Genomic DNA, 14566 nt, shown 5'->3' on the forward strand with positions numbered 1-14566 from the left:
CAGGCATGATCCGCCGCCTCAACGACACCACCGACCTGGTCCGCGCGTTCCCGCGCGTGCATTTCGTCGGTATCGGCGGCACCGGCATGAGCGGCATCGCCGAAGTGATGCTGACCCTGGGCTATGAAGTCTCCGGTTCTGACAACGCTGACAACGCTGCAACGCGCCGTCTGGCACGGCTGGGTGCGCGCGTCATGCGCGGTCATTCCGCCGCCAACGTGCTGGGCACCGATTGCATCGTGGTTTCCAGCGCCATCCGCGAAGACAACCCCGAGCTGATGGAAGCGCGCAGCCAGCGCATTCCGATCATGCCGCGCGCGGCGATGCTGGCCGAGCTGATGCGTTTCCGTCGCGGCATCGCCGTCGCCGGTACCCACGGCAAGACCACCACCACCTCGCTGACCGCTGCGATCCTGAGCGAAGGCAAGTTGGACCCGACCTTCGTGATCGGTGGCCAGTTGCTGGCGGCCGGTGCCAACGCCAAGCTTGGCGGTGGCGAGTGGTTGGTAGCCGAGGCCGACGAAAGCGATGGCAGCTTCCTGCGCCTGAATCCGTTGGTGGCGGTGATCACCAATATCGATGCCGACCATCTGGAAAACTACGGCAACGATTTTGCCCGCGTGCAGGCAGCGTTCGCCGAGTTCCTGCAGCGCCTGCCGTTCTACGGCTTGGCCGTGCTGTGCATCGATGATCCGGAAGTGGCTGCGCTGGCTGCCAAGACCCCGCGGCACGTGATGAGCTACGGCCTGAGCAGCAATGCCGACGTGCGCGCTGAAGACGTGGTGCAGGATGGCCCGCGCATGCGCTTCACCCTGCGTTTGCCGGAAGGCAGCAGCGTGCCGGTGACGCTGGCGCTGCCGGGCAAGCACAATGTGCTCAATGCGCTGGCCGCCGCTGCGGTTGCCTGGCAGCTGGGCGTGGCACCGCAAGACATTGCCGCTGCGCTGGAGAAGTTCGAAGGCGTTGGCCGTCGCTTCAACGACCTGGGCGAAGTCACCACCCACAAGGGCGCCAAGGTGCGCGTGATCGACGACTACGGCCACCACCCGCGCGAGCTGGAGGCGGTGTTCGCCGCTGCCCGTGGCGGCTGGCCGGACAAGCGCCTGGTAGTGGCCTTCCAGCCGCACCGTTACAGCCGTACCCGCGATCAGTTCGATGCCTTCGCCGCCGTGTTGTCGGAAGTGGACGCGCTGGTGTTGAGCGAGGTCTACCCGGCCGGCGAAGCGCCGATTCCCGGTGCCGATTCCAAGTCGCTGGCACGTGCCATCCGCGCGCGCGGCCGCAGCGAGCCGGTGGTGGTGAGCCATTCGGCCGATCTGGCCTCGGTGCTGCCGGACGTACTGCAGGACGGCGATCTGCTGTTGATGATGGGTGCCGGCGACATCGGCGCCGTTGTCCAGCAGGTGGTCACCGACGGCTTCCAGGAGTCCAAGGGCGAATGATGCTTGCCGCGCTGCCGCTACGCCGTACCCACGCAACCGCACTGCGGGCTGCGGCGGTCGCGTGCGGCCGCGCTGCCGGGGAGGGCGCACGATGAATGCCATCCTGCGCATGCTCGCCTGGCTGCTGGCCATCGCCCTGGTGGTGCTGCCGGTGGTTGCGGTGGTCAATGGCTGGGTTGGTGCCGAGCGCTGGCCGCTGGCCAAGCTGCGTGTGCACGGCGAGTTCAAGCGCGTGCCGGCCGAAGAGTTGCAGAAAGCCTTGCTGCCATATGCACGCTCGGGCTTCTTCGCGGTGAAGTTGCAGGACGCGCAGGCGGCAGTGGAAAAACTGCCATGGGTGGAGAGCGCCCAGGTCCGCAAGCAATGGCCGGATGTGCTGGAAGTGACCATCGTCGAGCACCGCCCGTTCGCACGTTGGGGCAAGGACCGCTTGCTGTCCGAGCAGGGCCGCTTGTTCGCGGTGCCGCACGGGCTGGAGAACGCGCCGCTGCCCGAACTTGATGGCCCCGATGGCATGACCACTGAAGTGGTCGAGCTGTACAACGATTCACGCGCACTGTTCGCACCGGCCGGTGTGGACGTGCAGAAAGTGGCGATGGACGCGCGCGGCAGCTGGTCGCTGGCGTTGGACAACGGCACCGAAGTAGTCATTGGTCGCAACGATGCACGCTCACGCCTGGGCCGCTTCGTGCGCGTATTGCCACAGCTGACCCGTACCCAGGTGCCAATCGTGCGCGCCGACCTCCGCTATACCAATGGTTTCACGCTGAGCTGGGGAACCCCGCCGCCGGCAACAAAGCAGACGCAGGACAGGACATGAATCGCAAGGGAGACAAATCACTGATCGTTGGCCTGGACATCGGCACCTCCAAGGTGGTGGCGCTGGTTGGCGAGTATTCGCCGGGCAGTCCGATCGAGGTCATCGGCATCGGCTCGCACGAGTCGCGCGGTCTCAAGCGCGGCGTGGTGGTGGATATCGAATCCACCGTGCAGTCGATCCAGCGCGCCATCGAAGAAGCCGAGCTGATGGCCGGCTGCGAGATCCGCTCGGTGTACGCCTCGATTTCCGGCAACCACGTGCAGTGCCGCAACTCGCAGGGCATCACCCCGATCCGCGAAGGCGAAGTGAGCTGGGGCGATCTGGATCGCGTGCTGGAAGCGGCCAAGGCCGTTGCCATCCCCGCCGACCAGAAGATCCTGCATGCGATCCCGCGCGAATACGTGCTGGACGATTCGCAGGAAGGCATCCGCAACCCGGTCGGCATGACCGGCGTGCGCCTGGAAGTGCATGCCCACCTGGTGGTGTGTGCACAGTCGGCCGCCGCCAACGTCAGCAAGTGCGTCCAGCGCTGCGGCCTGCAGGTGGATGATCTGGTGCTGTCCTCGCTGGCCTCAAGCGTAGCGGTGCTGACCGCCGATGAGCGCGAGCTGGGCGTGGTGATGGTCGACATCGGCGCCGGTACCACCGACATCGCGGTGTTCATCCAGGGCGCGATCTGCCACACCGCATCGCTGCCGATTGCCGGTGACCACGTTACCAACGACATCGCCCACATGCTGCGCACGCCGACCCCGGAAGCGGAGCAGATCAAGGTGCGTTACGCCTGTGCGCTGGCACAGCTGGCAACGGCCGAAGAAAGCATCCAGGTGCCGTCGGTTGGCGACCGCCCGCCGCGTCGCATGCCGCGTCATTCGCTGGCGCAGGCAGTGCAGGGCCGCTACGAGGAAATTTTCGAGATGGTGCAGGCCGAACTGCGCCGCTCGGGCTTCGAGGAAATGGTCCGCGCCGGGCTGGTGCTCAGCGGCGGTGCTTCGAAGATGGAAGGTGTGGTCGAGCTGGCCGAGGAAATGCTGCAGATGCCGGTACGCGTGGGCATTCCGCAGCACGTCACCGGCCTGGGCGAAGTGGTCGGCAATCCCGTGCATGCCACCGGCGTCGGCCTGCTGCTGATGGGCAGCCAGATCGAACACCCACGGCGTCCGTCGCTGCCCACCGGGCGCGCCGGCAGCATGTTCAACAAGTTGAAGAACTGGTTCCGCGGCGAGTTCTGAGCGCGGTGCCGGTGGTAGAGCAGTGAGGCAGTCAGAACAGCAAGCAGTAAGGCAAGACGAAGTGCAGTAACGCAGTCATTGAAGCAGGCAACAACCACCGTGCAGGGGCAACCCGAAGCGGTATACCTAAAACAACTCGCCGGTGCGGGCGGGCGCAGAAGGAGAAGGATTCTTCCCGGATGCTCGACCCAATCACGGCAATAGAGAGGACATGGACATGGCGCATTTCGAACTGATTGAAAAGATGGCACCGAACGCGGTGATCAAGGTCGTTGGCGTGGGCGGCGGCGGCGGCAACGCCGTGGCGCACATGGTCAACAGCAGCGTGGATGGCGTGGAATTCATCACCGCCAACACCGACTCGCAGGCCATCAAAAATTGTGGCGCCAAGCTGCAGCTGCAGTTGGGCACCAACGTAACCAAGGGTCTGGGCGCAGGCGCAAACCCGGAAGTCGGCCGCCAGGCCGCATTGGAAGACCGTGAGCGCATCATGGACGCCCTGCAGGGTGCGGACATGGTGTTCATCACCGCCGGCATGGGCGGTGGCACCGGTACCGGCGCTGCGCCGGTGGTGGCACAGCTGGCCAAGGAAATGGGCATCCTGACCGTGGCCGTGGTCACCAAGCCGTTCCCGTTCGAAGGCCGTCGCCGCATGCAGGTGGCACTGAAGGGCATCGAAGAGCTGAGCCAGCACGTCGATTCGCTGATCACCATCCCGAACGAAAAGCTGATCACCGTACTCGGCCGCAACGCCACCATGGTGCAGGCCTTCCGTGCTGCCAATGACGTGCTGCAGGGCGCCGTGCAGGGCATCGCCGATCTGATCGTGCGTCCGGGCCTGATCAACGTCGACTTTGCCGACGTGCGCACCGTGATGTCGGAAATGGGCCTGGCAATGATGGGCACCGGTACCGCACGCGGTGATGACCGCGCCCAGGCTGCTGCCGAAGCCGCGATCCAGAACCCGCTGCTGGACGATGTGAACCTGGCCGGCGCCAATGGCGTGCTGGTCAACATCAGCGCCGGCACCGACATCACCATGAGCGAGTTCGACGAAATCGGCCGCACCGTGCACGCCTTCGCTTCGGAAGACGCCACCGTGGTGATCGGTACCGTGATCGATCCGGACCTGGGTGACGAGATCAAGGTGACCGTGGTCGCCACCGGCCTGAACCGTGCCGTTGCCAAGAACGCGCAGCGTCCTGGCGAACGCGGCCCGATCAAGCTGGTACGCAACGCCACCACCGGCCAGGCCGAGTTTGAAGAGTACGAAAGCCCGGCCGACGCCGTGGCCAAGGCCGTGGGCAACACCATGGGCATGGGCCTGCGTCGTCCGAGTTCGGACACCGTGTCTGCTTCCACCTCGTCGGCGTCGCCGGCCGCTGCAGAGCTGCCGAACGACTACCTGGACATCCCGGCGTTCCTGCGCCGCCAGGCTGACTGATGCGCTAGCAGGGGCCGCTTGAGGCCCGGTCATCGCGTGCGCCGGCAACGGCGCCGTGGTCCGGGCACGGCTGGCCCTGGGTACACAGCTGAGACGTCGGGGCTGTCCACCCCGGCGGAAATACCATGTCCTTTATCGCCGGGCCAAGGCCGGCCCGGCGATATTTTCGGTACTGGACGGAAGCTGACGGCCAAATTTGGCGTTGCAAAGGGCGCGTGTTAACGCGTGTTATTCTTGTTTGTCCCCCTGGCTGCGCCTGCGCGGCCCCTCCGGCCTTACATACACATGATCCAGCAACGCACTCTCAAGAACACGATCCGCGCCACCGGCGTTGGCCTGCACAGCGGTGACAAGGTCTATATGACCCTGCGTCCGGCGCCGGTCGACCATGGCATCGTGTTCCGGCGGGTGGATCTGGACCCGGTGGTGGAAGTGCCGGCGCGTGCCGACCTGGTCACCGAAGTCACCCTGTGCACCGGCCTGACCTGTGAAGGCGCCAAGATCCAGACCGTTGAACACCTGATGTCGGCGCTGGCCGGCCTTGGCGTGGACAACGTCATCGTTGAACTGTCCTCGGCCGAGTTGCCGATCATGGACGGTTCCTCCGGTCCGTTCGTATTCCTGCTGCAATCGGCAGGCATCGTCGAGCAGGGCGCGGCCAAGCGTTTCCTGCGCATCCTCAAGACGGTGGAAGTGCGCGAGGGCGACAAGGTCGCCCGTTTCGAGCCGTACGAGGGCTACAAGCTGGGCTTCACCATTCAGTTCGATCACCCGATGATCCCGGCCAAGCAGTCGCGGGTGGAGATCGAGTTCTCCTCGGCGGCCTATATCAAGGAAATCTCGCGCGCCCGTACCTTCGGCTTCATGCGCGACCTTGAGTACATGCGTGAGCGCAACCTGGGCCTTGGCGGTTCGATGGACAACGCCATCGTGCTTGATGAATTCCGCGTGCTGAACGACGACGGCCTGCGTTACACCGACGAGTTCGTGCGCCACAAGATCCTCGACGCCATCGGCGACCTGTACCTGGCCGGCGGCCAGGTGCTGGGTGCCTACGAGGGCTTCAAGTCCGGCCACGCGCTCAACAACAAGCTGGTGCGGGCCCTGCTGGCCGACCAGAGCGCCTGGGAATGGGCCAGTTATGACTCACCGGTCGCTGCCGATCCGGTGCTGTACGGCGTCCCGGCCTACGCCTGAGTTCCAGACTGACCAGGTCGTAAGAGAATTGGCCGCAAAGGCTACGACTAGTCCTAATTGTCATCAATTTGTGAACCCCATCGGGGTTCAAGTCTGAATTTAACAACTAATTAACAAAAGACTAACTCCTTCGCTGCATTCCGCGGCTAGGATTCCTGCGGCCTCCAATTATGTCCAAGGGACGTGAAATTGGAGACCGGGGCCGATGAGGTTCCCGGGGGCCTTCAGGATTTTGTGGATTTCACATCCTGCAGGGCGGCCAAGGCGTCGCGCAGTCCTTTATGCGTGACATCGCTTACTGCGGTACTGCGTTGGTCGTTACGCACTGGGGAGTGCGCGGACGCAGTCGCAGTCTTGACGGTCACCCGAGTGGCCTTCAGCCCGATGGATCGGGCCGCGTCGAGCAGCTGGTCTTCGGCAAGCCTTACTTTGGCGTGCCACACCGGCGATTCGACGAGAAAAACGAGGTGTTCGCCGTCCACATTGGCCAACCGGCAACGGTTAGCCAGCGCCGGCGGCAAATGGGGGCGCAATTGCCGGTCCATCGCATCGAGCCACAAGGCCCGGCGCAGCGGATTTCCTGCTTTGTCCGCCATCGCCGCTTCCAGCGCCTGTTTGGGCGCGGAACGGGAACGAACACTGGATTTCGGCTCTGACATAAGAATTCTTCAATGACATTTAAAAAGATCGTAATCAAAACGCGTGAACAGAAGGCTAAGACGCCCTTGTCACGTGTTCAGATGTTTTTCGAGGACCGCCCTCAAGCCCTGTTGGGTAGCGTACTCGGCGTTGGTTGCCTGATGGGCGTGGCGCTCAGCCTGGCCATCGGCATGGTTGGCGACTCGGCCCTGCAGTCCAAGGTCGACCACCAGCAGCAGGAACTGGCCAAGGTACGCGCTGACGCGCAGACCCAGGTCAACGCCCTGGCCGCCCGCCTCGGCGAGCTGCAGGCGCAGGCCACCCGGCTCAATGCCCTGGGTGAGCGTCTGACCCAGATGGGCAAGCTGGAAGACGGCGAGTTCGACTTCCAGGAAACCCCGGGTATGGGTGAAGGCGAGCCCGGCCCGACCCAGGATATCCCGGTGAGCGCGGTAAACAGCGACTTACAGGTGCTGGAGCAGCGTTTTGCTGCTTCAGGCAAGCAGTTGTCGGTGATGGAATCGCTGCTGTTCGATCACCAGCTGGAGCTGAACGCCGTGCCGTCGCGCATGCCGATCCGCAACACCTACATCACGTCCAACTTCGGCGGCCGCGCCGATCCGTTCGGCCGCGGTGCCGGCAACCACAAGGGCATGGACTTCCACGCCCGTGTCGGCGACCCGGTTCTGGCCGTGGCCGATGGCGTGGTCAGTTTCTCCGGGGTGAAGGGCGGTTACGGCAATGTGGTCGAAATCGACCATGGCAACGGCTACAAGACCCTGTACGCCCACAACTCGCGCCTGACCGTGCGTGAAGGCGGGCTGGTGCGTGCGGGCCAGGAAGTGGCCAAGGCTGGCTCCACCGGCCGTTCCACCGGCGCCCACGTGCACTTCGAGGTGTGGCAGAACGGCACGGTGATGAACCCGCGCAAGTTCCTCGGCGAGGGCGGCAACACCCCGGTTGGGCGTCTCAGCCGCGGCTGATGGGGGCCGGCAGGTCAGCCGGCGCTGACTTGTTGCGGGGAGCTTGAAACCCAAGCGTCCGCCCCAAGCTACAATAGGCGTTGCCATCGACAGGGCGCATTGCGCCCTGTTTCGTTTGTGACCGGTGAACCCAGGGGGTGAGCCAGGTCGCACGGCATTTCATTCAAACCGGTTCCTTCAATGATCAACAGCCTGCTTACCCGCGTTTTTGGCAGCCGTAACGAGCGCCAGCTTCGCCAGCTCAACCGTATCGTCGCCAAGATCAATGCCTTGGAACCGGAGATCCAGAAGCTCTCCGATGACCAGCTGAAGGCCAAGACCCCCGAGTTCCGTGAGCGCATCGCCGCCGGCGAAGCCCTGGACAAGGTCCTGCCCGAAGCCTTCGCGGTCTGCCGCGAGGCCTCCCAGCGCGTGCTGGGCATGCGCCATTACGACGTGCAGCTGATCGGCGGCATGGTGCTGCACCTGGGCAAGATCGCCGAAATGCGTACCGGTGAAGGCAAGACCCTGGTGGCTACGCTGCCGGTCTACCTCAATGCGCTGGAAGGCAAGGGCGTGCACGTAGTCACGGTCAATGACTACCTGGCCCGCCGCGACTCGGCGCAGATGGGCAAGCTGTACAACTGGCTGGGCCTGAGCGTTGGCGTGGTCTACCCGGGCATGCCGCACAGCGACAAGCGCGAGGCCTACGGCAGCGACATCACCTACGGCACCAACAACGAATTCGGCTTCGACTACCTGCGCGACAACATGGCGCTGACCCGCGCCGACCGTTACCAGCGTGGCCTGCACTACGCCATCGTCGACGAAGTCGACTCCATCCTGATCGATGAAGCACGTACCCCGCTGATCATCTCCGGCCCGGCCGACGATTCCCCGGAGCTGTACATCCGCGTCAACCGCGTGGTGCCGAGCCTGATCAAGCAGGAAACCGAGGAAGGCGAGGGCGACTACTGGGTCGACGAGAAGGGCAAGCAGGTATTCCTGTCCGAAGCGGGCATGGAGCACGCCGAAGAATTGTTGCGCGAAGCCGGCATCATCGGCGCCGACAACGACAACGGCCTGTACGCCGCGCAGAACCTCACCGTCGTCCACCACCTCAACGCCGCACTGCGCGCGCACGCCATCTACCAGCGTGACGTGGACTACATCGTGCGCGACGGCGAAGTGGTCATCGTCGACGAATTCACCGGCCGTACCCTGGCCGGTCGCCGCTGGTCCGACGGCCTGCACCAGGCGGTGGAAGCGAAGGAAGGCGTGCCGGTACAGCGTGAGAACCAGACGCTGGCCAGCATCACCTTCCAGAACCTGTTCCGCATGTACAAGAAGCTGTCCGGCATGACCGGTACGGCCGATACCGAAGCGTTCGAGTTCCAGAGCATCTACGGCCTGGAAGTGCTGGTCATCCCGACCAACAAGCCGACCGTGCGCAAGGACTACCCGGACCAGGTGTTCCTCAACCGCAAGGGCAAGTTCAATGCGGTGCTGGCGGACATTGAAGAATGCGCCAAGCGCGGCCAGCCGGTGCTGGTGGGTACCACCTCGATCGAAACCTCGGAAATGCTGTCCGAGCACCTGCGCAAGGCCGGCGTGAAGCACGAAGTGCTCAACGCCAAGCAGCATGATCGCGAAGCCACCATCGTTGCCAACGCCGGTCGCCCGGGCTCGGTCACCATCGCCACCAACATGGCCGGCCGTGGTACCGACATCGTGCTCGGCGGCTCGCTGGAAACCGAATTGCAGGAGCTGGGCGAAGAGATCAGCGCCGAGCAGAAGGCTGCGGTCAAGGCTGCCTGGCAGGAGCGTCACGAAGCGGTCAAGGCCGCTGGCGGCCTGCACATTGTCGGCACCGAGCGCCACGAATCGCGTCGTATCGACAACCAGCTGCGCGGTCGTTCCGGTCGTCAGGGTGACCCGGGTTCGTCCCGCTTCTACCTGTCGCTGGAAGACAACCTGATGCGCATCTTCGCCTCTGACTGGGTGCAGAAGGCGATGCGCATGATGGGCATGAAGGAAGACGACGTCATCGAAGACCGCATGGTCAGCCGTCAGATCGAGAAGGCCCAGCGCAAGGTGGAAGCGCACAACTTCGACATCCGCAAGAACCTGCTCGACTTCGACGACGTCAACAACGATCAGCGCAAGGTGATCTACGGCCAGCGTGATGAGCTGCTGGACGCCGAGTCGGTCAAGGAAAACATCGACGGCATCCGCGGCGACGTGATCTACGACCTGGTGACCCGCTTCGTGCCGCCGAACTCGGTGGACGAGCAGTGGGACCTGCAGGGCCTGCAGGCCACGCTGGAAGGCGAATATGGCGTGGAGATGGACGTGGTCGGCCTGGTCAAGGCGCACGAAGAACTCGACGCCGAAGCCATCGCGCAGAAGGTCATCGACTTCATGGACGCCCACTTCGCGCAGAAGGAAGCGGCCGTTGGCGCCGAGACCATGCGCGCACTGGAGAAGCACGTGATGCTGACCGTGCTCGACCAGAGCTGGAAGGAGCACCTGGCGCGCATGGATTACCTGCGTCAGGGCATCTACCTGCGCGGTTACGCGCAGAAGCAGCCCAAGCAGGAATACAAGAAGGAAGCCTTCGAGCTGTTCTCGGAAATGCTGGAGAACGTCAAGCGCGAAGTGATCACCATGCTGTCGCGCGTGCGTGTGCGCAGCGAGGAAGAAGTGGCGGCGATGGAGCAGCTGGAGCGCCAGCAGGCCGAAGCACGCCTGCAGATGTCGCAGTTCCAGCACCAGGACAACGGCGGCTACAGCGCCGACGAGGAAGCGGCGGAAGTGCTCGACGAGGCCAACGCGCCCAAGGTCGGCCGCAACGACCCCTGTCCGTGCGGAAGTGGCAAGAAGTACAAGCACTGCCACGGCCAACTGAACTGATGAAAAGCCCCGCCAAGCGCGGGGTTTTTTTTAAGCATTGCCCCTGTAGTGCCGAGCCATGCTCGGCAGAGGCATTACCGGTGAAGCCCCCTGCCGAGCATGGCTCGGCACTACCGGTTGGGCTTTGTGGGAGCGGCGTTAGCCGCGAAGCTGATGAACTTTCCGACGCATCGCTGGCAAGCCCCCTGCCGAGCATGGCTCGGCACTACCGGTGGCCAGCTTGTAGGAGCGGCGTCAGCCGCGAAGCCGGTGACCTGTCCGATGCATCGCCGGTAAAGCCCTCGCCGAGCATGGCTCGGCACTACCGGGGCTCAGCGAACGATTGCACCAACCGCCCTGTTTTCGGCATGCTCAGGCCATGACATCCCCTTCACGCTCAATCCACGTCGTGGCCGCCGTCATCACCGACGCGCGCGGCCGCATCCTGCTCAACCGGCGCACCGGCGACAGCGATATGGCCGGCCTGTGGGAATTCCCCGGTGGCAAGCGCGAGCCAGGCGAAACCTCCGAGCAGGCGCTGATCCGCGAACTGCGCGAGGAACTGGGCATCGAGGCCGAGGTAGGCGAGTGGGTGATCGACGTGCCGCAGATCTACCCGGACAAGCGCCTGCGCCTGGAAGTGCGCCGCGTGCAGCACTGGAAAGGCACCGCGCGCGGCCGCGAAGGCCAGGCCATCACCTGGGTGACGCCGGACAAGCTGTCGCGCTATTCGATGCCGCCGGCTGATCTGCCAGTGGTGGCGGCGCTGCGCCAGCCCTGCCACTACCTGGTCACTCCCGAACCGGGCGAGAACGAGGACGCCTGGTTGGCGTCGCTGGAAGGTGCCATCGCCAGTGGCATTCGCCGCATCCAGCTGCGCACGCCGCTGGCGGCACGGCGCGAAGCGCTGGCCAGAACCGTGGTGGAGCGCTTCGGCAAACACGTTGAAATACTGCTCAATCGCGATATCGCGCTGGCCCGTGAGCTGGGCGTTGGCGTGCACCTGGGCAGCGAGCAGCTGCTGCAGTTGCAGGCACGGCCGTTGCCGGAATCATCGCCGGTGGCGGCGTCCTGCCATGACCTGGCGCAGCTGCAGGCGGCACAGCAATTGGGCTGTGATTTCGCCGTGCTGGGGCCGCTGCAGGCCACCGCCAGCCATCCCGGTGCCGCCGGCCTGGGCTGGGACGCATTCGTCGCGCTGCGCGAGCGGGTTTCGCTGCCGATCTACGCGATTGGCGGCATGGGCGTGGGCGATGTTGAAGCCGCGCGTCGGCACGGTGGCCAGGGCGTGGCGGCGATCCGCGCGCTATGGCCGCAGAGTTGAGCCGCTGAAGGCAGTACGCAGCACTCTTACAGCGTGATCCAGAAGCAGTTGTATTGGCGGCGCAGATGCAGGATGGTCCGCGTCGGCGTGGCGCTGCGTGGCAAGGTCTGCTCCAGCCGCAAGGCGATGGGGCGGCGCGGGCCGGTGCGCACATTGGTGATGACATGCACCTGTGGATCAGAGTTGTTGTCGCCGTCCTGGGTGGCATCGACCGGCGTGCCGTCGGTATAGGTGAACGGTTCGGTGGGCGCCGGCACGTAAGCGGGTTCTTCCGGGAATACCGGTGCGATATCTATCAGCGGCCGCTGGACGATTTCATCCAGCCGGTCCATGACCCGGGTGGCGGCGGCATTGGAAAGCCCGTTCCACAGATAGATGCCTGACAGACGGTTGGGGTCGCGGGCGTCGGCCGCCGATTGGATCTGCGCGACCAGTTCGCTGAGACGCCGCGCGCAGCTGTCGCGATATAGCCCGCTGCCGCCGGCGGTGCGCGCGTTGGGCAGCAGGCGTGCGCGCGCGCCCATCACTTCGCAGGGTTTGTCGCCGTAGACGGTCTGGCCCTGTGAATTGGTGCAGCGGTTTATCTGCTGCGCGCGCGCATTGAACACCGCCAGGGCGGAGCAGGTAAGCAACAGGAGCAGCAGCAGGCGCATCGGCCAAGCGTAGCGGTTGCCCGAGCGCGCAGGAAGAAAAAATTGCTCAGCTGCGGCAGAGGCGATCGAGCACGGCGTTGGTAGGCTTGGCCAGATTGAGCGTATAGAAATGCAGCGACGGTGCGCCACCGGCGATCAGCCGTTCGCACAGCCTGGCAACCACATCGGCACCGAACTCGCGCACTGCCTCGGCATCATCGCCGAAGGCCTGCATGCGCTTGCTGACCCAGCGTGGGATTTCGGCACCGCACTGCTCGGAGAAACGACGCAGCTGGCTGAAATTGGAGATCGGCATGATGCCGGGGATGATCGGCACTTCCACGCCCAGCTTGCGCGCGGCATCGACGAAGTGGAAATACGCATCGGCGTTGTAGAAGTACTGGGTGATGGCGGCATCCGCACCGGCATCGATCTTGGTCTTGAAATGCCGCAGGTCGGCCAGTGCATCGCTGGCCTGCGGATGGGTTTCCGGATAGGCGCCCACCTCGATGCGGAAGGCATCGCCATGTTCGGCGCGGATGAAGGCGATCAGCTCGGAGGCGTAGCGCATGTCACCGGGGAAGCCCATGCCCGAGGGCAGGTCGCCACGCAGGGCAACGATGCGCTTCACGCCGATGGCGCGGTACAGCTTGAGCAGCTCGCGGATCTCCTCGCGGGTACCGCCGACGCAGGACAGATGCGGTGCCGCCTGCAGGCCGTGGTGCTGGTTGAGGTGGCGCACGGTCTCGGAGGTATAGCTCAGGGTCGAGCCACCGGCACCGAAGGTGCACGACACATATTCAGGCGCATGCGCCTTGAGCTTGGTGGCGGTGCGGTCCAGCTGGGCACGCTGGTCGTCGGTCTTGGGCGGGTAGAACTCGAAGCTGATCGCGGTCATCGGAAACGGCCGGCTGTGACGGGTTGCCGGCCATTATATCTCTCTATCAAGATGGATGTTCAATTGTTTCAGGCGAGACGGGAATCAGCTGGCGGAAAGGAGCTCAGAGGGCCAGGCGGGCAGGGCGCTGCGGCAGCAGGGCGATGCAGGCAACGATCGCCAGCAGCAGCACGGCCGAGCCGGCATAGCGGCTCAAGGCCAGGCCGCCATGGTCCAGCGGTTTATCGAGGAAGTCGCCCACCACCGCGCCCAACGGCCGGGTCAGAATGAAGGCGGCCCAGAACAGTGCAGTGCGCGAGATGCGGGTGTTGGCGCAGAGCAGCGCAACCAGCGCTAGCAGGCCGCCGAACAAGGCAATGCCGCCGCCATAGCCCAGGCCTTGGGTATCGGCAGCCCAGTCGCCCAAGGCGGTGCCCAGGGTCTGCGAGAAGGTGATGGTGAGCCAGTAGAACAGCTCGCTGCGCGGCGAATCGATCTGGCTCACAGAGACGCTGCCGGTGCTGCGCTGCCATACCAGCAAGGTGATCAGCAGCAGGCCCAGCAACAGCGTGGTGCCGCCGGTGTAGCCAATGCCCAGTGAGCGATCAACGCAGTCGGCCAGGGTGGTGCCGACGGTGGTGCTGGCGACGATGGCGAACCAGTAGATCCAGGGGCGGAAGTACGGTGAGCGGATCTGCGCGAATACAGCGCCGGCAAAGATGGTGGCGAACAACACCGTGCCCAGCAGGTAACCCAGGTTCATCGACATGGTGACCGCGTCACCGCCCACTTCGCCCAAGGTGGTGGCGAGGATCTTGATTGCCCAGAAGCCAAGGGTGATGGCGGGAACCTTGCTGAGCGTTTCGCTGGTGGACATGGCGGTTTCCGCGCGGGTGTGTGGCTACTGTCGAAGGACAGTTGTCGGAGTCGCGTCGTAGACAGGTGTGCGGTGAGGTGAGGGTTCATGCCCGTTGGAGCAGACCGCAGCTTGCGCCCCCTCCCTTTCGCGTAGCGAAGGGGAGGGCTGGGGAGGGGTTGGCTTTTGACTGGGTAGAGCCGAGCCATGCTCGGCTAGGGCTCTACCAGGAAAGCCCCTGCCGAGCAT

At 64.5% G+C, this 14566-nt stretch carries 12 protein-coding genes; 8 read left to right on the forward strand and 4 right to left on the reverse strand.

What is annotated here, in order from left to right; genetic code table 11:
- Positions 1 to 5 precede the first annotated feature (5 nt).
- From murC to lpxC, 5 genes are all read left to right on the forward strand, one after another.
- Positions 6 to 1442: a UDP-N-acetylmuramate--L-alanine ligase gene (gene murC, locus ACVOKO_RS16805; RefSeq protein ID WP_062169282.1), complete on the forward strand. Its 1437-nt coding sequence runs from the start codon at positions 6 to 8 to the stop codon at positions 1440 to 1442.
- Positions 1443 to 1533: 91 nt separating this feature from the next.
- A complete protein-coding gene (locus ACVOKO_RS16810) occupies positions 1534 to 2262 on the forward strand; it encodes a cell division protein FtsQ/DivIB (RefSeq protein ID WP_346500028.1) in 729 nt (242 codons plus the stop codon).
- On the forward strand, positions 2259 to 3494 hold the full coding sequence (ftsA, locus tag ACVOKO_RS16815; protein ID WP_057627474.1) for a cell division protein FtsA: 1236 nt from the start codon (positions 2259 to 2261) through the stop codon (positions 3492 to 3494). The genes ACVOKO_RS16810 and ftsA overlap by 4 nt, the downstream gene beginning before the upstream one ends.
- A gap of 217 nt (positions 3495 to 3711) precedes the next feature.
- A complete protein-coding gene (gene ftsZ / locus ACVOKO_RS16820) occupies positions 3712 to 4938 on the forward strand; it encodes a cell division protein FtsZ (protein WP_057627546.1) in 1227 nt (408 codons plus the stop codon).
- A gap of 285 nt (positions 4939 to 5223) precedes the next feature.
- The gene (gene lpxC / locus ACVOKO_RS16825; RefSeq protein WP_346500031.1) at positions 5224 to 6135 is read left to right on the forward strand and encodes a UDP-3-O-acyl-N-acetylglucosamine deacetylase; all 912 of its coding nucleotides are present in this window, start codon (positions 5224 to 5226) and stop codon (positions 6133 to 6135) included.
- 224 nt (positions 6136 to 6359) lie between these two features.
- Here lpxC and ACVOKO_RS16830 read toward each other — a convergent pair whose 3' ends face one another.
- Positions 6360 to 6794 (reverse strand): DciA family protein, encoded by a 435-nt coding sequence (locus ACVOKO_RS16830; protein WP_346500033.1) that lies wholly within the window; start codon positions 6792 to 6794, stop codon positions 6360 to 6362.
- A 12-nt stretch (positions 6795 to 6806) separates the two neighbouring features.
- Here ACVOKO_RS16830 and ACVOKO_RS16835 point away from each other — a divergent pair, with 12 nt between their 5' ends.
- The 3 genes from ACVOKO_RS16835 (at position 6807) to ACVOKO_RS16845 (ending at position 11952) form a co-directional block, all read left to right on the forward strand.
- Complete coding sequence (locus ACVOKO_RS16835; RefSeq protein ID WP_057627480.1) at positions 6807 to 7757, forward strand: M23 family metallopeptidase; 951 nt, start codon at positions 6807 to 6809, stop codon at positions 7755 to 7757.
- Positions 7758 to 7937: 180 nt separating this feature from the next.
- Complete coding sequence (secA, locus tag ACVOKO_RS16840) at positions 7938 to 10649, forward strand: preprotein translocase subunit SecA (protein WP_346500036.1); 2712 nt, start codon at positions 7938 to 7940, stop codon at positions 10647 to 10649.
- Positions 10650 to 11007: 358 nt separating this feature from the next.
- Complete coding sequence (locus tag ACVOKO_RS16845) at positions 11008 to 11952, forward strand: Nudix family hydrolase (protein ID WP_346500038.1); 945 nt, start codon at positions 11008 to 11010, stop codon at positions 11950 to 11952.
- Between the two features lie 26 nt (positions 11953 to 11978).
- On the opposite strand, the gene ACVOKO_RS16850 is transcribed toward ACVOKO_RS16845, so the two are convergent.
- The 3 genes from ACVOKO_RS16850 to ACVOKO_RS16860 form a co-directional block, all read right to left on the reverse strand.
- Positions 11979 to 12605, reverse strand: coding sequence for a DUF4124 domain-containing protein (locus ACVOKO_RS16850; RefSeq protein WP_346500040.1), 627 nt, complete (start codon positions 12603 to 12605; stop codon positions 11979 to 11981).
- Between the two features lie 46 nt (positions 12606 to 12651).
- On the reverse strand, positions 12652 to 13482 hold the full coding sequence (gene metF, locus ACVOKO_RS16855) for a methylenetetrahydrofolate reductase [NAD(P)H] (RefSeq protein WP_346500042.1): 831 nt from the start codon (positions 13480 to 13482) through the stop codon (positions 12652 to 12654).
- A gap of 103 nt (positions 13483 to 13585) precedes the next feature.
- Positions 13586 to 14338, reverse strand: coding sequence for a COG4705 family protein (locus ACVOKO_RS16860; protein ID WP_346500044.1), 753 nt, complete (start codon positions 14336 to 14338; stop codon positions 13586 to 13588).
- Positions 14339 to 14566 lie beyond the last annotated feature (228 nt).

The sequence above is a fragment of the Stenotrophomonas sp. STEN240 genome (genome assembly GCF_056756175.1).